The following is a 24,234-nucleotide window of genomic DNA, read 5'->3' as shown; positions in this document are numbered from 1 at the left end:
CCTTCTTGACCACCCAGCCCACCGAACACGTCGTCCTCAACCCCGCGACCGAGGAGGTCGTCGCCACCGTTCCCGGCTCCACGGCCGCCGACGTCGACGCCGCCGTCGGCCGCGCCGCCGCCGCCCAGCGGGGGTGGGCGGCGGCGGCCCCGGCCGACCGGGCCCGCGTGCTGCGCCGCTTCGCCGCCGTCGTCGACGACCACGTCGAGGAACTGGCCCGGCTCGAGGTCCGCGAGGCCGGCCACACCATCGGCAACGCCCGCTGGGAAGCGGGCAACGTCCGTGACCTGCTCGACTACGCGGCCGGGGGAGTGGAGCGGCTGAACGGCCGGCAGATCCCGGTGCCCGGCGGCCTCGACGTCACGGTCCTCGAACCCCTCGGCGTCATCGGCGTGATCGCCCCGTGGAACTTCCCCATGCCCATCGCCGCCTGGGGCACCGCCCCCGCGCTCGCGGCGGGCAACGCCGTCATCCTCAAGCCCGCCGAAGCCACCCCCCTCACCGCCCTGCGCCTCGCCGAGCTCGCCCTGGAGGCGGGACTGCCCGAGGGCCTGTTCCAGGTGCTGCCCGGCGCGGGCGCGGTCGTGGGCGACGCCCTCGTGGAACACCCGGGCGTCGCCAAGATCGTCTTCACCGGCTCGACCCGCGTCGGCAAGCAGATCATGGCCAAGTGCGCCGACCGCGTGAAGCGCGTGACCCTCGAACTCGGCGGCAAGAGCCCCAACATCGTGTTCGCCGACGCCGACATCGAGGCCGCCGCCGCGGCAACCCCCATGTCGTTCCTGGACAACTCGGGGCAGGACTGCTGCGCCCGCACCCGCATCCTCGTCCAGCGCACCGTGTACGACCGCTTCCTGGAGCTCCTGATCCCCGCCATCGAGGGCATCGTCGTCGGCGACCCCGCCGACGAGGAGACCGCGATGGGCCCGCTGATCTCCAGGACGCAAGCAGACCGGGTGCGCGGTTACGTCCCCGAGGACGCCGAGGGCATCCGCGGCAAGGCACCCGAGGGCCCCGGCTTCTGGTTCCCGCCGACCGTCCTCACCGGCCTCGCACCCGACGCGCCCGCCGCCGTCGAGGAAGTCTTCGGGCCGGTCGCCGTCCTCCTCCCGTTCGACGACGAGGTGGACGCCGTACGGCTCGCCAACGCCACGGAGTACGGATTGTCCGGCTCGATCTGGACCCGCGACGTCGGCCGCGCCCTGCGCGTCTCGGGCGCCGTCCGGGCCGGGAACCTCTCCGTCAACTCCCACTCGAGCGTCCGCTACTGGACGCCGTTCGGCGGCTTCAAACAGTCCGGACTCGGCCGCGAACTCGGCCCCGACGCACTCACCGCTTTCACCGAAACCAAGAACGTCTTCATCAGCACGGAGGCCTGACGACCATGACCGACCGCACCGAAGAGACCATCTGCCGCCGCCTGGTGGGCCGCACCGCCGTCATCACCGGCGCCGGCAGCGGCATCGGCCTGGCCACCGCGCGCCGCCTCGCCTCCGAGGGCGCCCACGTCGTCTGCGGCGACATTGACGAGAAGGCGGGCAAGGCCGCCGCCGACGAGGTCGGCGGCACCTTCGTCCGCGTCGACGTCACCGACCCCGAACAGGTCGAGGCGCTGTTCAAGACCGCGTACGACACCTACGGCAGCGTCGACATCGCCTTCAACAACGCCGGCATCTCCCCGCCCGACGACGACTCCATCCTGGAGACCGGACTGGAGGCATGGAAGCGCGTCCAGGACGTCAACCTCACCTCGGTCTACCTGTGCTGCAAAGCCGCCATCCCCTACATGCGGCAGCAGGGCAGGGGCTCCATCATCAACACCGCCTCCTTCGTCGCCGTCATGGGCGCGGCCACCTCCCAGATCTCCTACACCGCGTCCAAGGGCGGCGTGCTGGCGATGTCGCGCGAGCTGGGCGTCCAGTTCGCACGCGACGGCATCCGCGTCAACGCCCTGTGCCCCGGGCCGGTCAACACCCCGCTCCTGCAGGAACTGTTCGCCAAGGACCCCGAGCGGGCCGCCCGCCGCCTCGTCCACATCCCCGTCGGCCGCTTCGCCGAGGCCGAGGAGATCGCGGCCGCCGTCGCGTTCCTCGCCAGCGACGACTCCTCCTTCATCAACGCCACCGACTTCCTCGTCGACGGCGGCATCTCCGGCGCGTACGTCACCCCCCTGTAGTCCGTCCCAGCTCCGCCGACCCGGCGGCCGGGCGTCGCGACGACGCCCGGTCGTCCCGCGCGGACCCCGGCCGCCGGACCCGCCGCCGGCCGGCGGCAGCGTCGTCAGGGATCAGCGGCACTCCGTGTACGCGCCCCGAACCGGGCCCCTATGGTGTCCGGATGAGCATGACGACCCCTCCCCCGGGGTGGTACCCGGACGCAGGCGACCCCGCCGGCCAACGCTGGTGGGACGGCACGGCCTGGACCGCTCACACCCGGCCCGCCTCCCCGCCGCCGGCCGCGCGCCGGACCGGCAGGGTCGTCCCGCTCGCCGCCGGCGGCGTCGCCCTGGTGGCCGTGGTCGCGGCGGCGGCCGTGCTCCTCGGACCGGGTGACGAACCGGCCGACGACGCCGGGGGCTCACCGGCGTCCACCGGTCCCGCCGGCACCGCCCGGGCCACCGGCGGCACCGCGCCCTCCGGGTCCGCCCCAGCGTCCGGGTCCGCCTCGCCCACCGCCTCCTCCGGCGACCCGGACACCGTCGTGGACCAGCTCAACGGCATCACCCTGCCGGTCCCCGCGGGCTGGGAGAGGGCGGAGAACACCACCGACGACGTGCCGACCGTCACCACCGCCGGCGACAGCGAGTGCCCCGGCTCGGCCAACCGCTTCTGCAAGCACGGCACGGTCTCCTCCCGCACCCTCACCGTCACCGACAGCCAGGACCCCACGGCCCTCGCCCGGCAGGACATCGAGGAGGCCGCCGCAAGCGCCTACGACGAGGACGCCCTCGGCAACCGGCTCCACGGCGGGATCCGCTCCCACGAGGTGCTCGCGGACCGGCCCGCCGTCGTCGCGGGACGCACCGGCCACCTCGTCCGCTGGCGCGTCACCACCGGCGCCGGCCCCGGCGGGTACGTCCAGACGCTCGTCTTCCCCTCGCCCCTGGGCAGCGGCTCGCCCGTCGCCGTCCGGTTCGCCTTCGACGCCGGACCGGACGGACCTCCGCTCGCCCTCATGGACGAGATCACCGAGGGCATCCGCCCCATCGGCAGCGCCACGAACGGCGGGGTCGGCAGCACCCTCGGCCCCTGACGGGCCGAGGTCCGGGCGGCGCCGTCACAGGAACGTACGGCCCTCGCCCCGGTACGTCGGTACGGCCGCCGTGACCCGGTCGCCCTCGATCAGGTGCAGCGCGTCGAACCGCTCGCACAGCTCACCGGCCTTCGCGTGCCGGAACCACACCGTGTCGCCGATCAGCAGATCGTCGGCCGACGCGCCCAGCAGCGGCGTCTGCACCTCGCCCGGCCCCTCCCGCGGGTCGTAGCGCAGCCCCTCGGGCAGATACGGCGCCGGCAGCCGGTCCCTGCCCGGTGCCCCCGACGCGGGGTACCCGCCGCCCAGCACGGTCACCACGCCCACGCCCGGCCGGCGCACCACGGGCAGCCCGAACAGCGCCGACGGGCGCCCCGAGAACGAGGAGTAGTTGTCGAACAGCCGCGGCACGTACAGTCCCGAGCCCGCCGCGATCTCCGTCACCGCGTCCTCGGCGGCCGTGTGCTGGACGCTGCCCGTCCCCCCGCCGTTCACGAACTCCAGATCCGGCGCCACCGCCCGAACCGCCGACACGACCGCCGCCCGGCGCGCCGCCAGCTCCCGGCGGGCCGCCGCCTGCATCAGCCGGACCGCCCGGGACCGCAGCGGCCGCCCCGAGACGGCGTCACCGACACCGGCGACGTGCCCCTCGTACGCCATCAGCCCCACCAGCCGGAAACCCGGCCGCCGGTCGACGGACCGGGCCAGCTCGGCCAGCTGGGCGGGCTCCCGCAGCGGTGAGCGCCGCGCCCCCATCCGCACCCGGCCGCCCAGCAGGCGCAGCGACGTGTCCAGCTCCAGACACACCCTGATCTCCTCACCGCCGCCGTCACGGGCCCGGTCGATCAGATCCAGTTGCGCCGGGTCGTCCACCATCACGGTCACGCAGGCCGCGAGCTTGGCGTCCCCGGCCAGCTCCGCGTAGGCGGCCCGGTCCGCCGACGGGTACGCCAGCAGCACGTCGTCGAACCCGGCGCGCGCCAGCCACAGCGACTCCTCCAGCGTGAAGGACATGATCCCCGCGAACCCGTCCCGCGCGAGCGCGCGTTCCAGCAGCGCCCGGCACCGAACGGACTTGCTCGCGACCCGGATCGGCTTCCCGCCCGCCCGGCGCACCAGGTCGTCGGCGTTGGCGTCGAACGCCTCCAGGTCGACGACGGCGAAGGGAGCGTCGAGATGGGCGGTGGCCCGGTCGTACCGGGCGCGGTCAGCGGCACGGGGAGTCATGGCCCGAGCCTGCCAGACCCGCCTACCTGGGGGTAGGGGGATGTTCCGGTCAGATCAACCCCGACCTGCGGGCACGTTCCCGTGGAGGCCCGCCCAGCCCGTAGAGTACGCCTACGCGCTGACGAACGGGCCTGCCCCGAGGGGCGATCCGGACGACAACGAGGGGGGCCGATGAGCACCGAGGCACAACGCCCGCCCTCCCGCATCACCGACGCCCTGCTCCCCCAGGACCCCGCGCGGATATCCCCGGCCGTGCCCCGGCCGCCCGTGCGGGACGCCCGCCCGGCGACCCCCCGACCCTCCACGCCCCTTCCTCCGGAACTCCCCCCGGAGACGAGCTCCGCCGCCGAGGGCCCCCGCCCGGCGGCCTCGGCACCCCCGGCACCCCCGGAGCGCCCCGCGGTGCCGCCGCGAGCGGACGACGCCCGCCCGCCGGTGATCCCGCAGCGGCCGTCCGCCGCTCCGGAGCGCGGGCCTCGGCCCACTCCCCCCAACCCGGCGGCGCCGGTCCGGCCCGCCGCTCCGCTTCCGCCGGAGGCGGGCCGTGCCGCGCCCGCCGTGCCGCCGCGAGCCGACGACGCCCGCCCGCCGGTGCCCCCGCGGCGGCCGTCCGCCGCTCCCGCGGCCGGTGCCACGACGCCGGTCACCCGGCCGCCGTCGGCGGATGCCGGGGCCGCGGAGACCACCACCCGGTTGCGGCCCGTCCGCGACGGGGCCGGCGCACCGGCCGTCGAGACCACCACCAGGCTGCGGCCCGTTCCGGCCGCGCCCACGCGGAGGCGGCCCGTCGGGGCCGTGGACATGACGCCGCGGCCCGGAGCCGGAACCGGGAGCGCGTCCGCGCCGAACTACTGGGCCCCTCCGGAGGCGCCCGCCGAGACCACCACGCGGTTGCGGCCCGTCCGTACCCGGCGTCCCGCGCGGACGGCTGCCGCCGTCGTCTGCGCGGTGCTCGGCCTGGGCCTCGTCGGAGGCGCCGCCGCCGGAGCCTGGCTCGTGGGGGACGGGGGCGACGAGCCGTCCGCGCGCGACGGTTACACCGAGGCCGCCACCCTCTGGCACAGCGTCCCCGTCGACACGCTCTTCCCGCGCACCCTCCAGGGCAACGGCGCGGGCCCCGGCGCGGCCGACCGCGTCTGGACGCGCGTCGCCGTCGCGCCCGAGAACACCTGCGCGCAGGCCCTGGACCCGCTGCTCGTCAAGACGCTCCGCCCGGTCGGCTGCGAGCGCGTGCTGCGCGCCACCTACACCGACGCCACCTCCACCAGCGTCACGACCGTCGGGCTGGTCTTCACCGAGGGCGACGCCCGTGCCATGGCCGCCCTGCGCACCCGCTTCGGTGGGGAGTCCCTCGACGAGCGCGCCGACCTCATGCCCCGCACCCTGCCCGCGGCGGGCACCGTCGCCGCCGGATTCGGGGACGAGCAGCGCGCCAGCTGGCGGGTGAGCGTGCTCACCGACGCGCCGGTCGTGGTCTACGCCGTCTCCGGCTTCGCCGACGGACGCACCGTCGGCGACCCCCAGCCCGCCGCCGAGGCGATGGCCGCCGGCCAGACGACCGCCCCCGCACAGGCGGGCCTCGGCCACGAGGCGAAGGGCATCGCCGACCGCATCGAGCGCGGCCTGCGCAAGACGGTCGCCCAGGCCACGGAGGAGCCCCAGTGAGCCGTCGCCACCGCCACCGCACCCTCACGGCCGCCGTCGCCGCCCTCGCCGCCGCAGCGTTCGCGGTCCTGCCCGCCACCCCCGCCCACGCGGACGCCATCCGCACCCAGCAGTGGGGCCTCGAAGCCATGCACACCACGCAGGCCTGGCGCACCACCAAGGGCGAGGGCGTGACCGTCGCCGTACTCGACACCGGCGTCGACGCGACCCACCCCGACCTGGTGGGCAACGTTCTGGCCGGCAAGGACCTCATCGGCTTCGGTGCCAAGCGCGGCGACCGCGCGTGGGCGCGCCACGGCACCGCGATGGCCGGCATCATCGCGGGTCACGGACACGGGACCGGCGGCGAGGACGGTGTGCTCGGCATCGCGCCCGAGGCGAGGATCCTGCCCGTCCGGGTCATCCTCGAGGGCGGCGACCCCGCCCGCGCCAGGGCCCGCAACACCCGGGGCACCGCCCTCGCGGAGGGCATCCGCTGGGCCGTCGACCACGGCGCCGACGTGATCAACCTGTCCCTGGGGGACGACAGCGAGTCGGCCCACCCCGACGCGGGAGAGGACGCCGCCGTGCAGTACGCCCTCGCCAAGGGCGTCGCCGTCGTCGCCTCGGCCGGCAACGGCGGCGAGAAGGGCGACCACATCTCGTACCCGGCCGCCTACCCCGGCGTCATCGCCGTCACCGCCGTCGACCGGTACGGCACGCACGCCGCCTTCTCCACCAGCCGCTGGTACGCCACGGTCAGCGCGCCCGGCGTCGACATCGTCATCCCCGACCCGGACCGCAAGTACTACCAGGGCTGGGGCACCAGCGCCGCCGCCGCGTTCGTCTCCGGCGCCGTCGCCCTGGTCCGCTCGGCGCACCCCGGACTCACCCCCGGCCAGATCAAGAAGCTCCTCACGGACACCGCCCGCGACCGGCCGGAGGGCGGCGGCCACGACGACGACAAGGGGTACGGCACCGTCGACCCCGCCGCCGCCCTCGAGGCGGGCGGAAAACTGCGCCCGGCGGACCTGAAGGCCGCGACCTCCGGCTACGGCAAGCCGTACTTCGGGCCCGGGCCGAAGGCCGCCGCCGAGGCGGACGAGGGGCCCGGCCTGCTCGCGCCGGTCGCCGGCGGCATCGGTGTGCTGTTGCTGGCCGCCGCCGTGGTGCTGTGGCGCGGGGGCGGCGCGGCGCGCCCCTGAGCTCCGGATAGGCTCGGCGCGTGGCGCTCAAGAACATCCCCGATCCCGGCTTCTCCGACGACGACGGCACCGCCGACCCCGAGCTCGCGGAGGCCCTCGCGGCCTGGGCCCGGGACCGGGCCGCCGAACCGCGCGTGCTGGCGGCACTCAAGGACGCCCGGCTGCTGGTCCCCGTCGTCGCCGTCCTCGGCGAGGTGGAGGAGGACGAGAACGGACTGCGCCGGGAGAAGACCAGCGACATGGCCGTGCCGACGCTCACCGCGGGAGACCGCCGGGCGTTGCCGGCGTTCACGTCGATCGCCTCGCTCGCGCTGTGGGACCCGGCCGCCCGCCCCGTCGCCGTACCGCTGCACCAGGCCCTGCAGGCCGCCGCCCACGAGAAGGCCGACACGCTGGTGCTGGACCTCGCGGGCCCGGTGCCCTACCAGCTGACGGGCCAGGCGCTGCTGGCCCTCGCCGAGGGCCGCACCAGCACCGACCCGCTCGCCGATCCGGCGGTCACCGCCGCCGTACGGGCCGTGGTCGCCGCCGAGCCCGCCGTGCTCCGCGCCCACCTGGGCCCCGGCACGGCGGACGGCACGCTCGCGCTGGTGCTGGCGCCTGACGCGGCGCCCGCCGAGACCGCCCAGCGGGTCGCGCGCGCCCTGGCGGCCGACGAAACACTGAGGGCCCGCCTGGTGCGGGGCCTGGACCTGGCACTCCTGCCGGCCTCGGCCACGCCTCCGGGCGAGCCCTTCTACGTGCGGGACTGACCTCAGCCGAAGACCGGACCGGTGTACTTCTCACCCGGCCCCTGACCCGGCTCGTCCGGCACGATCGACGCCTCGCGGAACGCCAGCTGCAGCGACTTCAGGCCGTCGCGCAGCGGAGCCGCGTGGAACGAGCTGATCTCCGTCGCGCCGGCGTCGAGCAGGCCGGCGAGCGCGTGCACCAGCTTGCGCGCCTCGTCCAGGTCCTTGTAGGCGTCGCCCTCCTCGGTCAGCCCCAGCTTCACCGCGGCGGCGCTCATCAGGTTCACGGCGACCGTGACGATCACCTCGACGGCCGGGACCTCCGCGATGTCGCGGGTCATGGCGTCGAAGTCGGCCGGCGGCTGCGTACTGTCGGTCATCGCTCACATCTCTCTCAGGGCGCGTAACCCCCTCAGCGTAATTGACCGCCGTCGCGGGCCGTCGCCGCGGCCGCCGGCCGCGGTCAGAGCGCGGACAGCTCCGTGACCAGGTCGTCCAGGCCGAGGGAGCCCAGGGACAGGGCCGCCATGTGCCGGGCCTTGGCGTCGAAGGCGTCCCCCCGGGCTCGCCGGGCGTTCTCGCGGTCGAGGAGCCAGGCCCCGCTCCCCGAGCTTGTACCCGATCGCCTGGCCCGGCGTGGAGAGGTAGCGCACCAGCTCGCTGCGGAGGTAGCCGGCGGACCGGCCGCTGTGGGCCGCGAGGAAGCCGCTCGCCAGTTCGGGGGTCCAGCGCTCGCCCGGACGGAAGGGCGAGTCGGCCGGGATCGGGAGTCCCAGGTGCATGCCGATGTCGACGATCACCCGCATGGCCCGCATCATCCGGGCGTCCAGGTGGCCGAGCCGGTGCTCGGGGTCGGTCAGGAAGCTCGTCCGTCAGGCGCTCCGCGTACAGCGCCCAGCCCTCGCAGTTGGCGCTGACCCAGCCGAGGGTGTAGCGCGCCCAGTGGGCGCAGCGCTCGCGGCCGACGGTGTCGGGCGCGTCGGCGACGGCCGGCGCGTGGGTGTCGCGCGGCCAGTCCCGGAGGGCGGCGACCGCCTCGGTGGCCCTGGTGGCGCCGGTCTCGAGCTCGGACCGCAGCGCATCGGGGCCGTCCTTGGTCGAACTCGTGGAACCAGCCGCGGTCGCCGTCTTCCAGCCAGTCGCCGAGCCGGCCGACGAGGGCGCCCGTGGAGCGCGGACCGCCCAGCAGTCCGCGCTCCAGGCCGGGCGTCAGGGACTCGCAGTAGCCGCCGAGGGCCGAGGGCACGTCGCGCAGCAGGCGCGCCACCGCGGCCCAGTCGTCCGCGTTCTCGGTGGGGACCAGGGTGAACATCTCCCGGGCGTTGTGCGCGGGGGTGTCCATGTTGCTGACCGCCCCAGACCCTCCGCCGCCTCGTGGACGGCGAGTTCGGCGTTGAGGCGCTCCCGCAGGAGCGCGCCGCACCGCCGCTCCGCCGGGTCCGCCGCCCCCGGCTGCCGCTCGGCGGTGTCGAGCCGGGCGAGTGTGGCGCGGGCCAGTTCTGCGAGCGACTCCTGCCACTCGGGGGAGAAATCGGGGAGCGCCACTTCGCTGCCCTCGATGCCCAGGAAGACCCCGCTGACGGGGTCAAGGGCCGTGCATGCCGCGAGGTGGGCATCGGCTGTCCGACGCGGAAGCAATTCTTCATGCATGACCACGACGGGCATCCTCTACCGAAGAGTAGTGGAAGTCATTGGCGTTGTAGGCAAGGGGAATTGTGGACAACAGTGGACGATGACCGGACAGGGAGGGGGAGTTGTCCCGACAGGTTCGTCCGATGATGCGTCAAAAAGCCCCTGAACGCGCGGGGTTGACATGCGCGGGCGGAATGTTCAGCTCCGTATGCAGCCCTGAGTGAGATGTGGAAGTCAAGGGTTGACTTGACACTTTGCTTGACGGAGGGTGTTTCGAGCAGGGGGGCACTACGGGGGCGGCGGTGCGAGGCTCGCACACCACACATTCGCGGAAAAGACCAAACCCCTTACATGTGTATGCCCGTCTTACCGGATCGGCATGCCTTGACCAGTGGAACAATCGCGAACATCGAGAGTGAGAGTGAGCCGTGCAAACGGGGTTGGCCGCACTCTTTCCGGGGATCGGTGCTCAACGCGTCGGTATGGGAAAGAAGCTGTTCGATCGATTCACCAGCTATCGAGAGACTCTGACCGAGGCCTCCGACCACCTGGGTCAGGACGTTCCCGCCCTGATCTTCGACGCGTCGAACAAGGCGCGCCTCGCACGCCAGGAGGAGGCGCAGCTCGCCACCTTCGTGACCAGCGTCGCGATGTACCGCACGTACGCCGCCGAACTCGATCTGCGATTCGACCACCTGGCCGGGCACAGCCTCGGTGAGTATTCCGCGCTCTGCTGCGCCGGCGCCCTCGGCTTCGCCGAAGCGCTGCACCTGGTCCGCCTGCGGGCCGGGATCATCCGGAACACCGCCAGGACGCTGAACGGCACCATGATGTGGGTCATCGACATCGATGCCGAGGCCGTGGAGCGGGTGTGCCGCCGCGTCGCGGGCGGGGGCCCGGGGCTGACCGTGTCGGCCGTCGACGCGCCCCGCCAGGTGGCCATCTCCGGCGAGACGGAGCTCGCCGGACGGGCGGCGGAACTGCTGGAGGCGCGCGGCGCCCGGGTGTTCCCGCTGCGTATGGAAGGCCCCTACCACAGCCCCCTCATGGCCGAGGCCGCCCGGCAGATGGCCGGCGTCCTGCGGGACGTCGACATCGCCCGGCCGAACGGCACCGTGCTCTCCACCGTCAGCGGACAGGAGCACCCCGGCGGCGAGGGCAGCCGGCTCCTCCTGGCCGACCAGCTCACCTCTCCGGTGCAGTGGCTCACCGTCCAGCGCAGGCTGGCCGACGCGCACGTCCCGATCGCCCTGGAATTCGGCCCGGGCAACGTGCTGACGTTCCTGCTCCAGAAGACCACGACCCGGGTGCGGCCGTGGCCCGTGGAGCGGCACGACGGCCCGGACGCCCTGATGGCCGCGCTCTCCCTGGGCCCCGACGACTACCAGGACGTGGTGCGGCGCTGTCTGGCCCTCGCCGCGAGCACCCGGTGCCTCGCCCAGCCCACGCCCGCGGAGCGCGAGCGCATGGACCGGGCGTACGCCTCGCTGCGCGAGCTGGACCGCAGGACCGCCGCCGGTGATTCGGCAGGCCGCCGTGACGTGGACGACGCCCTGACCTGGATCGGCCGGATCCTGGAGACCAAGGGGTGGCAGGGGGTCGAGCGGGAGGCCCGGCTGCACCAGGTGTTCGACGGGCACGTTCTCACCGCCGCCTGAGGCACCGGCCGCACGCGGCCGAACGAAGCGAGCCGGGGCTCGTCCGGCGTACGAGTGCAATGCGATCGACGACCGAGGGGGACGTGTGTCCGAAAACGGCGCCGCAAGGACAGTCGGCGTGGTGGGAGCCGGCGGGATCGGCCTCTCCGTGGCCGCCGATTTCGTCCTGCACGGCTTTCGCGTGGTGCTCGTCGACCACGACGAGTCGCGCCTGGAGCAGGCCCGCCGGGAGCTGGCCGAGGCGGTGCTGTACGGCCCGATGCTGCGGCCCTCGCTGCCCCGCATCCCCGCCGAAGAGGCGCTGGAGCGAGTCGTGTTCACCTCCCGGCCGGCCGATCTGGCGGCCGCCGAATTCGTCGTGGAGAACGTCACCGAGAGCTGGGAGGTGAAGAGCCGGCTCTACCGCGAGCTGGAGTCGGTGCTGCCGCCCGGAGTCGGCATCGGGGTCAATACGTCCAGCATTCAGATCGGACGCCTGGCGGCCGAGACCGAACGGGCCTCCGATGTCATCGGCATCCACTTCATGAACCCGTCCTATCTCAAGGACGCGGTCGAGATCATGCGTGGTGACCAGACCTCCGACGCCTGTCTCGCATATGTCCAGGGACTGCTGAAAGTCCTCGGGAAAAGCGCCGTCGTCGTCGGCGACTTCCCCGGTTTCGTCAGCAACCGCATTTCCCATCTGTTCTTCAACGAGGCGATCCGCGTCGTCGAGGAACAGGGAGTCGACCCGGCCACCGTCGACGCCGTTTTCAAGAAATGTTTCGGTCACCGTATGGGGCCGCTGGAGACGGCCGATCTGATCGGCCTCGACACCGTGGCACTCACCCTGGACCACCTGTACGACTCGTACGGCGATGAGAAATTCCGCTGCGCCGGCCTGCTCCGCGAAATGGTGAAGACCGAGCGGCTGGGGCGCAAGTCCGGAGAAGGGTTCTATCGCTACCGCCCGGTTCACCCCGTTCAACCGTCGAAGGACTGAGAGGAGCGATTCGCCGTGGCACGTGCGGACCGTGAAGAAGTCATCCAGGTCGTTCTCGACTACCTGGCCCAGTACGACACCAGTGGCGCCCCCGGGCTCGACGAGGACCTGTTCGAGACGGGGCGGGTCAACTCCCTCTTCGCCATCCAGCTGGTCGGGTTCCTGGAGACCACCTTCCGGATCAAGATCACCGTCACCGACCTCGACCTGCAGAACTTCTCCACCGTCAACCGCGTCGCCGACCTCGTGCTCGCGAAGTCCGCGACCACCACGGGCGCGTAACCGCCGCGAGCGGCACAACAGATGGGGCGAATGACGTGAAGCACCTGCTGACCGAGGAGGAGAACCGCGAGCACGCGGATCTCGTCCGGCACGTCGCGCAGACCTGGGCCGCCTCGGCGGCCGACTGGGAACGGGCGGGCACCCTGCCGGGCCCCGTCGTCCGCTGGTGCGCCGAACAGGGCCTGATGGGAGCCGCGCTCCCCGCCCGGTTCGGCGGCGGTGGCATCACGGCGGTGCGCACCGGGCTGCGGTACGAGGCGCTCGGCAGGGTCAGCGCCTCCCTGGCCTCCCTGGTCAACGTCCATGGCATGGCGGCCCAGACCCTGGCCCGCTGGGGCACCGAGCACCAGTGGCGGAAGGTCATGCCCGCCCTCGCGTCGGGCGAGCGCGTCGCGGCCGTCTGCATGACGGAGCCACAGGCCGGCAGTGACCTCTCCGCCATCGGCACCGAGCTCGCCCCCGCGGCCGGGTCCGCGTCCGAGTCCCGGCCCGGGTCCGGGTCCGGGTCCGGCGGAGGGTGGGTGCTGAACGGCACCAAGGTGTTCATCACCTTCGGCGGCCTCGCGGACGTGTTCCTCGTTTTCGCCCAGCGGGAGGGCAGGTCCGTGGCCTGTCTGGTCGACCGGGACGATCCCGGCGTCACCACCCATCCGATGGGCGAGACGCTCGGACTGCGGGCCGCAGCCCTGGCCCGCGTGGAGTTCCGGGACTGCGCCGTCCCGGCCGAGAACATCGTCGGCCGCGAGGGCTTCGGGCTCAACTTCCTCGTGCCGCAGGCGCTGGAACACGGGCGGCACGCCGTCGCGTGGATGGCACTCGGCATGCTCCGCGCCTCCTTCGAGGAGGTCGCCGCGTTCGTGTCCGGGCGGCGTTCCTTCGGTCGCGACCTCGTCGAACACGGCCAGATCCAGCACCTGCTGACCCGGATGGGCACGGACCTGGAGGCCGCGAAACTGATGTGCGTGGCGGCCTCCCGCGCCGTCGACGAGGAGCGGCTCGACGCCTCCGACCGCATCCTGATGGCGAAGTACTTCGTCTGCCGGGTCCTGGAGGAGCACGCCGCCCAGGCCGTCCAGCTCCTCGCCTCGCGCGGCGTGCTGGAGTCGGGCGTCACGGCCCGCGCGTACCGCGACAGCAAGGTCCTCAACATCATCGAGGGCACCACGCAGATCATCGAGCGCGCGCTCGCCCCCGCCGTCCTGCGGTCCGGCACGCAGGGGGGTGCGTGACATGGCACGGGCCGTCACCCCGCTCGTCACCGGCCTGCCGCGCGGACTCGACCCCCTCCCCGTGCCACTGGGGACGATCGCGGCGGCCGCCGCCGTCGCGTTCCACTACGCCGGCTTCGTCCGCGAGGTCGACCTGCTCGTCGACCTCGTCGACCTGCCCCGCACGGCCGACGCGTCGGGCGGCAAGACGCTGACCGCGCGGACCGCCGTCGACCCCGCCGAACCGTTCACCGCGTACGCCGAACGGCTGGCCGGCGCGCTGACCCCGCCGGACCCGCGGGAGACGACCGCCCCCGGTGGTCCCGGCTTCCGGCTGACCGTCGGACCCGGCGCGACCCGCCTGGACGCCGCACCGGACACCGGCGGCGCACAACACCTGTACCTGGACCCGGCCGAAGGCCTCGTCGCGGCCCACGCCGACGACGAGCCGGCCCGCACGGCGCTCGCCGAGATGTTCGCCCACCTCCTGGCGCAGACGGCGGCCGGCACCGAGCGGACCGTGGCCGGGCTCCCCGTCCTCCCGCCCGCCCGGGAGGACCGGGTCCTGCGCGGCCACAACGCCACCGACCGGCCCTTCCCGATCGACCTGACCCTCCATCAGGTGTTTCGCCGGCAGGCCGCTGCCACCCCCGGCCGTGAGGCGGTCCGCACCGACGACGCCTCCCTGACCTACGCCGAACTCGACGAGCGCTCGGAGCGGCTGGCGCACGCCCTGCGCCGCCGCCTCGGGGACGGCCGCGACCAGATCGTCGCCGTCCTCACCGAGCGGTCGCTCGACCTGCCGGTCGCCCTCCTCGGCGTCCTGAAGGCCGGGTACGCCTACCTCCCGCTCGACCCGCAGGCCCCCGCCCTGCGCATCAAGGACATCGTCGGGCGCAGCGGCGCCCGCGCGGTCGTCGGACCGCCCGCCCTCACCGAAGGACTCGGCCTGCCGGTGCAGGTACTGGCACCCGACGCACCGGAGGTCGCCCGGGGCCCCGCGCCGGAGCCGCTGGAGGACCGGGCCGCGCCGGACGACCTGGCGTACGTCATCTACACCTCCGGCTCCACCGGCACGCCCAAGGGCGTCATGGTCGAGCACCGCTCGGTCGTCAACCGGCTGTGCTGGATGCAGCGCGCCTATCCCATCGGGCCCGACGACACCCTCATCCAGAAGACGCCCGCCATCTTCGACGTGTCCGTCTGGGAGCTGTTCTGGTGGATGTTCACCGGCAGCCGGATGTACCTGCCCGCCCCCGGCGCCGAGCGGTTCCCGCTCGCGCTCGCCGAGGCGGTCGAACGGCACCGCGTCACCGTCATGCACTTCGTGCCGTCGATGCTGAACGTCTTCCTCGCCGAGGCCGCCAGGTCCGGGCTGGCCGGCGCCCTGCGCGGGCTGCGGGTGCTGTTCTCCAGCGGCGAGACCCTCACCGGCTACATGGTGGAGGCCTTCCACACCACCCTCGGCGGCCCGAACGGCACCCGGCTGGTCAACCTGTACGGCCCGACCGAGACCACCGTCGACGTCACCGCCTTCGACTGCCCGCCCGGCGACCCAGCCGCGCGCGTCCCCATCGGACGCCCCATCGACAACACCCGGCTGTACGTGCTGCGGCACGGACGGCCCGTGCCCGAGGGCGTGTACGGCACCCTGCACGTCGCCGGGGCCGGCGTCGCCCGGGGCTACCTCGGTGACGAGGAGCTCACCCGCCGGCGGTTCGTGCCCGAGTACGGCAGGCCGGGGGAGCGGATGTACGACACCGGCGACATCGCCCGGCTGCTGCCGTCCGGCGACGTCGACTTCCTCGGGCGCCAGGACCAGCAGGTCAAGATCCGGGGCATCAGGATCGACCTCCAGGAGATCGAGAACGTCCTGCTGGAGGCCCCCGGCGTCGACGAGTGCGCCGTCCGCCTCGACGAGCCCGGACCGGCCCTCGCGATCCTCCGCGCGGCGGTCACGGGAACCGGCGAGCTCGACCGCGCGGCCCTGCGCGGCCATCTGGCGGAGCGTCTGCCCGCCTACATGGTGCCCGCGACGTACGACCGCTACGACAGCCTGCCGCGCACCTCCAGCGGCAAGATCGACCGCCGGCTGCTCGCCGGGGACCCGGACACGCAGGCACGGGGGACCCGACTGTGACCACCGACCGGCATGGGGACGTGAACGTGGACAGGAACATGGACTGGCTGCTGACGCGGCTGAGCGGCTTCGGGGCCCGGGAGGCCGTCACCGGGCGCGGCGGCCGGGCCGACTACACCGGCCTGACCGCGCGGGTCTCCGCCTGGCGCGACGAACTGACCGCCGCCGGCGTACGCCCCGGCAGCTCCGTGGCCGTGATCGGCGACACCTCCGTCGGCACGGTCTCATTGGTGCTCGCCCTGATCCGGGCCGGCTGTGTGGTGGTGCCCCTGGCCCCCGCCGATCCGCCGCCGGACGCACGGGCACCCCGGCTCGACGTCGCCGAAGTGGAGACGGTCTTCGAGTTCTCCGCACCGGACGGCTGGCAGGTGAGCCACCGCCCGGCACCCGGCGGCCAGAGCCACGAACTGCTGCGCTCGCTGCGCCGCGCCGGTGAGGCCGGACTGATCCTCTTCTCCTCCGGCAGCACCGGCGAGGTAAAGGCGGCGGTCCACTCCTTACCCCGGCTCCTCGACCGCTTCCGCACGACCGAGGGCCGGCCCCTGCGGACCGTGCAGTTCATGGCGCTCGACCACATCGGCGGCATCAACACCCTCTTCCACACGCTCACCAGCGGCGGCACGGTGATCGTCGAGAACCGGCGCACCGCCGAGGAGATCTGCCGCACCGTCGAGACGCACCGGGCCGAACTCCTCCCCACCACGCCCACCTTCCTGAACATGCTGCTGATCTCGGGGGCGCACAAGAACCACGACCTGTCCTCGCTGCGGCTGATGACCTACGGCACCGAGCCGATGCGCGACGTCACGCTCGCCCATCTGGCCGAGACCTTCCCCGGCGTACGGCTCAAGCAGACCTACGGCCTGACGGAGACCGGGATCCTGCCCACCCGGTCGGAGTCGTCGGGCTCACTGCTGATGCGCGTCGGCGGCGAGGGCTTCGAGACCCGGATCGTCGACGGAACCCTCCACATCCGCTCGGCCAGCAGCATGCTCGGCTACCTCAACAGCCCCGACCCGTTCGACGAGGACGGCTGGATGGACACGGGGGACGCCGTGGAGGAGGCCGGCGACGGACTGCTGCGGATCGTCGGACGGCGCTCCCTGTGCATCAACGTCGGCGGCGAGAAGGTCTACCCGGCCCACGTCGAGAACGTGCTGCTGCAGGCCCCCAACGTCCGCGACGCCGTCGTCGGGGGCCGCGCCAACGCCGTCACCGGACAGATCGTGACGGCCACCGTCGAGGTCATCGACCCCGAGGACCCCAGGGCGATGGCCAAACGGCTGCGTGCCCACTGCGCCGGGCGGCTCGCGCCGCACCAGGTGCCCGCAGTCATCACCCAGGCCGAGGACAAGCTCCACGGCAGTCGTTTCAAGCGCCAGGGACGGACCGGATGAGCAGCGTGACGAGTCGCACGAACCACAGCGGCGGGAGCCGGGAGCCCGGAGCGGGCCCCGCGGACGGAGAGGGGCGCGTCGCCGTCGTCAGCGGCGGCAGCCGCGGCCTCGGGCTCGCCATCATCGCCCGTCTGCTGGACCGGGGTCACCGGGTGGCCACCTTCAGCCGCACCGAGTCGGAGGGCCTGACCAAGCTGCGCGCCTCCCTCGACGACCCCGCCCGGCTCCACTGGAGCCCGCTGGACGGGGCGGACGACCAGGCCGGCGCGGCGGCGGAGTTCGTCCGGGACGTCGTACGCCGGCACGGGCGGGTCGACCTGCTCGTCAACAACGCCGGCACCGGCCTGGAGGGGCTGCTGTCCACGACCCCGCCCTCCGCCCTCGACCAGGCACTCCGGGTCAACCTGAACCTGCCGGTGCACCTCACCCGCGCCTGCCTCAAGCCGATGCTCGCGCGCGGCAGCGGCTGCGTCGTCAACATCTCGTCCATCAACGCCGTCCGCGGACAGCAGGGCGTGGCCGCCTACAGCGCGGCCAAGGCCGGGCTCGACGGGCTCACCCGCAGCCTCGCCAAGGAGGTCGGCCCGGCCGGCATCCGGGTCGTCGGGCTCGCCCCCGGCTACTTCGACAGCGAGATGACCGCCGGAATGCCCGAGGACACCCGCCGCAGGCTCACCCGCCGCACCCCGCTGGGCCGGCTGGGCACGGTCGACGACATCGTCGACGTCTTCGACTTCCTCGTCTCGGACCGGGCGCGGTTCATCACCGGCCAGACCATCACCGTCGACGGCGGCTACACATGCTGACCGCGCACCGCCGCCCGTTCCCGTCCGCCCGCTCCCTCAGCCCCATCGGTCCCGGAGGCCACAGTTGAGTCGCCAAGAAGCCATCAAGGCCGTCGTCCTCGACATGGTGGAGGAAGTCGCCGGCGAACCCCGCGAGGTCAAGGACGGCGACCTGCTGGTCGACCAGCTCGGGCTGCGCTCCCTGCACCTCGCCAGGATCACCGCGATCCTGGAAGTGGAGCTGGGCCTCGACCCGTTCAGCGAGCTCGTCCCCATCACCAGTATCCGCACGGTCGCGGACCTCTACCGCGCCTACGACCTGGCCGCCGGCGACGCCGGCCGGCCCGCCGAGGCGCCGGAGCCCGCACCCGCCGCCCAGCCGCCCGCGGGCCGGGCCGCCGCACTGCGCGCCCGTGAACTGCGCAGCAGGGCAAGGGACGAGGCATGACCGAGCAGACGGTGGACGCGGCTCCCGGCGCGATCGCGGTCGTCGGCATGGCCGGCCGTTTCCCCGACGCCCCCGACCTCTCGCGGTACTGGGACAACATCCTGGCCGGCCGGACGGCCATGCGGGACCTGACCGACGAGGAACTGCGGGCCGGCGGGGTCGCCCGGCGGTGGATCGACCACCCCGACTACGTCAGGACCGCGGCCGTCCTCGACGACACCGACCGGTTCGACGCCGGGCTGTTCGACATCACCCCGCGCGAGGCGGCGCTGATGGACCCGCAGCACCGGGTCTTCCTGGAGACCTGCTGGGAGGCGCTGGAGCACGCGGGCCGGCTCGCGCCGTACGGCAGCGGCTCACGCGGCATGTCCTCCGTCGGTGTGTTCGGCGGCGCCGGCGGCGTCCTGGCCGGCTACCTGCCGGACGTGCTCGCCTCCGGAGGCCGGTTCCTCGACCCCACCGCCTCGCCGGAACACCTCGGCAACGACAAGGACTTCCTGGCCACCCGGGTCTCCTACAAGCTCGGCCTCACCGGCCCCGCACTCACCGTCCAGACCGCCTGCTCCACCTCACTCGTCGCCGTCCACCTCGCCTGCCAGAGCCTGCTCCTCGGCGAGTGCGACACGGCCGTCGCGGGCGGCGTCACCATCCGGGTCCCCTCCCTCACCGGCTACCTCCACCACGACCAGGGCATCCTGTCGCCCGACGGCCGCTGCCGCCCCTTCGACGCCCGCGCCCGTGGCACCGTGTTCGGCAGCGGCGCCGGCGCGGTCGTCCTGCGCCCGCTGGCCGACGCGCTGCGCGACGGCGACACGGTCCACGCCGTCATCCGCGGAACGGCCGTCAACAACGACGGCGACCGCAAGACCAGTTATGGCGCCTCCACCCTGGACGGCCAGCTCGCCGCCATGCGCCAGGCCCTCATGGTCGCCGAGACACCCCCCGCCACCATCGGATACGTCGAGGCGCACGGCACCGGAACCCTCCTCGGAGACCCGCTCGAGGTCGCCGCCGTCCGCCGTGCCCTCGGCGACGAGGCGCGCACCGCGATCGGATCGGTGAAGGCCCTCGTGGGCCACCTGGAGGCCGCCGCCGGCATCGCCGGCCTGATCAAGACCGTGCTGTCCCTGCACCACGGCGTTCTCCCGCCCAGCCCGCACGTCGAGGAGCTCAACCCCCGGCTGCGCCTGGAAGGCAGCGGACTGCGCATCAACCGCGAGGCCGAGCCCTGGAGCGGCGCCGCCACCCCGCGCCGGGCCGCCGTCAACTCCCTCGGCATCGGCGGCACGAACGCCTTCGCCGTCCTCGAACAGGCCCCGGACCGTCCGGCCCCCGCCCCCGAACCGCTGCCCCGGGAAGTACTCACCGTCTCCGCGAAGACCGAGGACACCCTGCGGGCCGCCGCCCGCCGCTGGGCGGACGACCTGCGCGAGCGGCACGACGGCGAACTCGCCGACCTGGCCCACACCAGCCAGGTGGGCCGGCGCCGGCTGCCCCACCGCGTCAGCGTCCTCGCCGGCTCCGCCCGCGAGGCCGCCGACGAGCTGGAGAGCTGGCTCGCACGGAGCCCCGGCGCCACCACGGTGCACGGCACCGGCGACCGGACCGCGAAGGTGGGCTTCCTCTTCACCGGCCAGGGCTCGCAGTACGCGGGCATGGCCGCCGACCTCCACGAGCGGCACAGCGGCTTCCGCGCCACCCTGGAACGGCACGCGGACCTCTTCCGCGAACTCACCGGCGTGTCGCCCGAGGAGGCGCTGTGCGACCGGGAGCGCGGGGCCGGGCTGCTGCGCCGGGCCGAGATCCTCCAGCCCGCCACCTTCCTCCTCCAGGTCGCCCTGCACGACCTGCTGGTCTCCTGGGGCGTACGCCCCGAGGCGGTCGCCGGACACAGCCTGGGCGAGTTCGCCGCCGCGTACGCGGCCGGAGCGCTCCGCGCCGAGGACGGCCTGCGGCTCGTCGCCGAGCGCGGCGCCGCCATCGCCGAGTCGGCCGCCCCCGGCGGCATGGTCGCGGTGCGCTGCCCCGACCCCGCCGCCCTGCGCGCATTGATCGCGCCCCACGGCGACGAACTCGCCGTCGCCGGCCGCAACACACCCGACCTGTTCACCCTCTCCGGCACCCGGCGGGCCATCGACGCGATCCGCCCCCAGTGCCGCGACCGCCGCTGGGCGGTCGTCGACCTGGACGTCACCCACGCCTTCCACTCACCGCTCATGGCCCCCGCCGCCGAGCGGCTGCTGCGGGCCGCCGGCGCCACCCCGCACCACCCCGCCCGGCTCGACCTGGTCACCAACGTCACCGGCACGGTCACCGGCGTCGACGGCGACTACTGGGCCCGCCAGCTCACCTCGCCCGTTCTGTTCAGCGAGACGCTCGACACCCTGCTCGCCGCCGGCGTCACCCACTTCGTCGAGGTCGGCCCCGGCCGTGCCCTCACCGGATTCGGCCGCGCCCGCCGCGACACCCCCGCCACCTGGCTGGACCTGCTGACCGCACGCGGCTCGGACTGGGACACCCTCCAGCACGCCCTCGCCGTCCTCGACACCGACGGTGTCCGTGTCGACTGGGCGGCCTTCCACGCCCCGCTGCGCCGCCGGCGCGTCCCCGCACCCGGCTACCCCTTCGCCCGCGACCGGCACTGGATCCCCGACGGCGGCTCCACCGCCGCCCGCGCCACGGACCCGGCCCCGGCCGCCGCCCCCGGCGTCCCGGCCGCGCTCGACGACCTCACCCGCATCCCGCTGCCCCAGTCCCCGCAGCGCAGATGGGCCACCGGCGCCGACGCCCGGACGCCCGCGCTCCTCGGCGACCACGTGCTGCTCGGCGAGGTCGTCGTCCCCGGCGCCTACCACACCGCGTGCCTGCTGGAGGCCTACGGCGCCCGGCGCCCCGTCCTCGTCGAGGACCTCGTCTTCCCGCGCGCGCTCGTCGCCGGCGAGGAACCGAGCAGCGTCCAGGTCGTGTTCGACGCGCCGCGGGACGGCGCCGGCGAGGCGCGTGTGCTCGGGCTGCGCCCCGGCGCGCCCGCCCACCTGGACAGTGCCTGGACCGTGCACGCCCAGGGCCGTGTCAGCACGCCGGCGACCGTCCCCGCCACGGGACCGCCGGCCGGCGCGTACCCGGCGGCCGGCGGCGGATCCGGCACCCCGGCGGCATCCGGCGGGGCGGCGAACGCGGGCGCCCGGGCCCGTACGGTCTCCGGCGACGAGCTGTACGCCCACCTCGCCCGGCTGTCCTACCGGCTCGGCCCCGCCTTCCGCTGGATCCGCGAGCTCCGGCAGGACGGCCCGAGCATCGAGGCCGACATCACGGTGCCGGAGTTCCTCGACCCGGCGGGCCGGGCGGCCAGGACCGTGCTCATCGACGTCTGCGTCCAGACGGCGATCGGCGTCTCCGTACGCGACCTCGACCGGATCGACGGCCTGCTGCTGCCGTTCCGGGCCGAACGGGCGGTGTTCCACCCCGTGGCCGCCGTACCCCGCACCGGGCGGATCCGGGCCGTCGTGCGCGGTGCCGCCGACCCGGCGGACGGCGCAGCGCTGCGTGCCCTGCTGGACATCCGGGTCGAGGACTCCGAGGGCCGCCCCCTGGCCGAACTCACGGGCCTCGAACTGCGCCTCGTCCCGCCCCACGCCGTGACCGGCACCGCCGACGAGCCCGCGACCGTCCACGCCCAGACCTGGCAGTCGGCCGACGGCCCGGCGGAGGACCGGGGTCCACAGCCCCGCCACTGGCTCGTCCTCGCGGACCGGCAGGGCCGCTGGCGCGACATCGCCGCCGAACTGGAGTCCGACGGCGCGGTGTGCACCGTCCTGTACGACGGCGACCCGGACGAGGCCACCGACGCCGTCCGCCACGTCACCGATCCGGCGGACGCCGAACGGCTCGCCGAGGCCCTCCCGCCGGCTCCGACGGACGGCGCACCGGTCGGTGTCGTGCACTGTGCGGGACTCGACCTGACCACCGCCGTACCGGACACCGCCCTGCTGCGCCGCGCCCTCGGCAGTGTCCCGGCGCTGCTCCAGGCCGTCGACCGCACCGGCCGGCCGGCGCCCGCCGTCCTCACGATCCTCACCCGGGGCGCCGTGTCCGGCGACGCCGTCGGGCCGGCGCCGCACCCCCAGCAGTTCACCCTGTGGGGCACCGGCCGCAGCGCCGCCCACGAACTGCCGGACACCGCCGTCCGGCTGGTCGACCTCGACCCGGCGCCCGGCGCGGGCCCGGACGGTCTGCGGGACGCGCTCACCGGCGGCGCCGGCACCGAGGCCGTGCTGCGCGACGGGCGCGTCCACGTGCCCGGCGTCGAGGTGCACCGCACCACCCCCGAGGCGGAGTTCCGCGCACGCCCCGACGGCACCTACCTGATCACCGGCGGACTGGGCGCGCTCGGTCTCGGCACGGCCCGCTGGCTCACCGAGCACGGTGCCCGCCACCTCGTCCTCACCGGACGGCGGCCCGCCGACGAGACGGCCCTCGGCGTCATCGCCGGGCTGGAGGCCGCGGGCGCGAGCGTCACCGTCCACACCGCCGACATCTCCGACCGCGCCGCCGCCGACGAGCTGGTGGCACGGATCCGGGAACGCGGGGTCCCGCTGCGCGGCGTGTTCCACTCCGCCGGGGTCGTCGAGGACGCCACCCTCTCCGGGCTCTCCTGGGACGCCTTCGAGCGCGTCCTGGCACCCAAGGTCGCCGGCGCCTGGAACCTCCACCTCGCCACCGCCGGCGAGGACCTGGACCACTTCGTCCTGTACTCCTCGACCGCCGCCCTGCTCGGCTCCGCCGGGCAGGCCCACTACGCCGCCGCCAACGCCTACCTCGACGCCCTCGCCCACCACCGGCGCTCCGGCGGCCTGCCCGCCCTCAGCATCGCCTGGGGCCCCGTCACGGCCGGTATGACCGCCCGGCTCGACCGGCGGCTGCGCGACCGCATGGCCGCCTCCGGCTTCACCCTGGTCGATCCCCGCCGGGTGTTCACGGCCGTCGGGCGGCTCCTGGCCGGCGGCCACGATCCGGTGCACGGCGTCTTCGAACTCGACTGGGACGTCCACCTGTCCCGCTTCGCGCCCGACCGGCTCCCCGCCAACCGCCCGGCCGGCGCACACGGCCACACCGCGCCCGGCGCGGGCGGCACCGGCGGACAGCCGGCGGCCGCCGACCGGCTGCTGCGCGACTGGGAGACGGCGCCGGAGGAAAGGCGCCGCACCCTGGCCGCCGCGTACCTCGCCCAGGTGTTCGCCCAGCGCGTCGGCACCGACGTGTCGGCGGCCGGGACCGACACCCCGCTCACCGCGCTCGGCGTGGACTCGATGATCGCCATCGAGATCCGCAGTCAGGTCCGCTCCGACCTGGGCGTCGACCTGCCGCTCACCCTGCTCCTCCAGGACGAGCCGGTACGCCGCATCGAAGAGGCCCTGCACGACGGGCTGAACCGGGCCACCGGCACCGGCACCGCCACCGGCACCGCGGACGCCGGACCGCACCGGACGGACACCGCGGCGGCCGGCGACACCGGCCGCACCGGCGACGACCGGATCACCGCCGACGCCGCCGCCGACCTGCTGGCGTCCGTGCACCGGCTCGACGACGCCGAACTCGAAGCCCTCGCGACCCTGCTCGCCGTACCGGAACAGGAGAGCTGAG

17 protein-coding genes and 1 pseudogene are annotated in these 24,234 nt (G+C 74.4%); 15 read left to right on the top strand and 3 right to left on the bottom strand.

The features are described from left to right. Positions 1-5 precede the first annotated feature (5 nt). The 3 genes from ACY34K_RS12945 (at position 6) to ACY34K_RS12935 (ending at position 3,252) form a co-directional block, all read left to right on the top strand. Positions 6-1,379, top strand: coding sequence for an aldehyde dehydrogenase family protein (locus ACY34K_RS12945; protein ID WP_462746408.1), 1,374 nt, complete (start codon positions 6-8; stop codon positions 1,377-1,379). A 5-nt stretch (positions 1,380-1,384) separates the two neighbouring features. Beyond that, on the top strand, positions 1,385-2,176 hold the full coding sequence (locus ACY34K_RS12940) for a 3-oxoacyl-ACP reductase (RefSeq protein ID WP_462746406.1): 792 nt from the start codon (positions 1,385-1,387) through the stop codon (positions 2,174-2,176). 161 nt (positions 2,177-2,337) lie between these two features. After that, entirely contained in the window at positions 2,338-3,252 is a 915-nt protein-coding gene (locus ACY34K_RS12935; protein WP_462746405.1) for a DUF2510 domain-containing protein, read from the top strand. Positions 3,253-3,276: 24 nt separating this feature from the next. Here ACY34K_RS12935 and ACY34K_RS12930 read toward each other — a convergent pair whose 3' ends face one another. Beyond that, positions 3,277-4,479 carry an amino acid deaminase/aldolase gene (locus ACY34K_RS12930; protein ID WP_462746404.1) on the bottom strand — a complete coding sequence of 401 codons (1,203 nt, stop codon included), beginning with the start codon at positions 4,477-4,479 and terminating at the stop codon, positions 3,277-3,279. Between the two features lie 801 nt (positions 4,480-5,280). Here ACY34K_RS12930 and ACY34K_RS12925 point away from each other — a divergent pair. From ACY34K_RS12925 to ACY34K_RS12915, 3 genes are read left to right on the top strand one after another with little or no spacing between them, the layout of a single operon-like run. Then, a complete protein-coding gene (locus ACY34K_RS12925) occupies positions 5,281-6,144 on the top strand; it encodes a hypothetical protein (RefSeq protein WP_462746538.1) in 864 nt (287 codons plus the stop codon). Further along, positions 6,141-7,328, top strand: coding sequence for a type VII secretion-associated serine protease mycosin (gene mycP, locus ACY34K_RS12920; RefSeq protein WP_462746403.1), 1,188 nt, complete (start codon positions 6,141-6,143; stop codon positions 7,326-7,328). The genes ACY34K_RS12925 and mycP overlap by 4 nt, the downstream gene beginning before the upstream one ends. A 20-nt stretch (positions 7,329-7,348) precedes the next feature. Further along, complete coding sequence (locus ACY34K_RS12915; RefSeq protein ID WP_462746402.1) at positions 7,349-8,080, top strand: SseB family protein; 732 nt, start codon at positions 7,349-7,351, stop codon at positions 8,078-8,080. 2 nt (positions 8,081-8,082) lie between these two features. Here ACY34K_RS12915 and ACY34K_RS12910 read toward each other — a convergent pair whose 3' ends face one another. After that, the gene (locus ACY34K_RS12910; protein WP_462746401.1) at positions 8,083-8,439 is read right to left on the bottom strand and encodes a DUF1844 domain-containing protein; all 357 of its coding nucleotides are present in this window, start codon (positions 8,437-8,439) and stop codon (positions 8,083-8,085) included. Positions 8,440-8,522: 83 nt separating this feature from the next. Continuing rightward, a pseudogene (locus ACY34K_RS12905) lies at positions 8,523-9,724 on the bottom strand (DUF885 domain-containing protein). Positions 9,725-10,119: 395 nt separating this feature from the next. Here ACY34K_RS12905 and ACY34K_RS12900 point away from each other — a divergent pair. The 9 genes from ACY34K_RS12900 (at position 10,120) to ACY34K_RS12860 (ending at position 24,233) form a co-directional block, all read left to right on the top strand. Continuing rightward, on the top strand, positions 10,120-11,349 hold the full coding sequence (locus ACY34K_RS12900) for an ACP S-malonyltransferase (RefSeq protein WP_462746400.1): 1,230 nt from the start codon (positions 10,120-10,122) through the stop codon (positions 11,347-11,349). Positions 11,350-11,467: 118 nt separating this feature from the next. Beyond that, positions 11,468-12,331: a 3-hydroxyacyl-CoA dehydrogenase family protein gene (locus tag ACY34K_RS12895; protein ID WP_462746399.1), complete on the top strand. Its 864-nt coding sequence runs from the start codon at positions 11,468-11,470 to the stop codon at positions 12,329-12,331. Between the two features lie 15 nt (positions 12,332-12,346). Next, positions 12,347-12,613 carry an acyl carrier protein gene (locus tag ACY34K_RS12890; protein ID WP_462746398.1) on the top strand — a complete coding sequence of 89 codons (267 nt, stop codon included), beginning with the start codon at positions 12,347-12,349 and terminating at the stop codon, positions 12,611-12,613. 35 nt (positions 12,614-12,648) lie between these two features. Next, on the top strand, positions 12,649-13,842 hold the full coding sequence (locus ACY34K_RS12885) for an acyl-CoA dehydrogenase family protein (RefSeq protein WP_462746397.1): 1,194 nt from the start codon (positions 12,649-12,651) through the stop codon (positions 13,840-13,842). A gap of 1 nt (position 13,843) precedes the next feature. Next, positions 13,844-15,961 (top strand): non-ribosomal peptide synthetase, encoded by a 2,118-nt coding sequence (locus ACY34K_RS12880; protein WP_462746396.1) that lies wholly within the window; start codon positions 13,844-13,846, stop codon positions 15,959-15,961. Positions 15,962-15,987: 26 nt separating this feature from the next. Beyond that, positions 15,988-17,358, top strand: coding sequence for a class I adenylate-forming enzyme family protein (locus ACY34K_RS12875; RefSeq protein ID WP_462746395.1), 1,371 nt, complete (start codon positions 15,988-15,990; stop codon positions 17,356-17,358). 5 nt (positions 17,359-17,363) lie between these two features. Next, positions 17,364-18,164, top strand: coding sequence for an SDR family NAD(P)-dependent oxidoreductase (locus ACY34K_RS12870; protein ID WP_462746394.1), 801 nt, complete (start codon positions 17,364-17,366; stop codon positions 18,162-18,164). 64 nt (positions 18,165-18,228) lie between these two features. Next, a complete protein-coding gene (locus ACY34K_RS12865; protein WP_462746393.1) occupies positions 18,229-18,591 on the top strand; it encodes a hypothetical protein in 363 nt (120 codons plus the stop codon). Continuing rightward, positions 18,588-24,233 (top strand): type I polyketide synthase, encoded by a 5,646-nt coding sequence (locus tag ACY34K_RS12860; RefSeq protein WP_462746392.1) that lies wholly within the window; start codon positions 18,588-18,590, stop codon positions 24,231-24,233. The genes ACY34K_RS12865 and ACY34K_RS12860 overlap by 4 nt, the downstream gene beginning before the upstream one ends. The last annotated feature ends 1 nt before the right edge of the window (position 24,234 follow it).

It is taken from the genome of Streptomyces sp. STAM6 (genome assembly GCF_054963715.1).
This window is presented reverse-complemented; position numbering and strand designations above follow the sequence as displayed.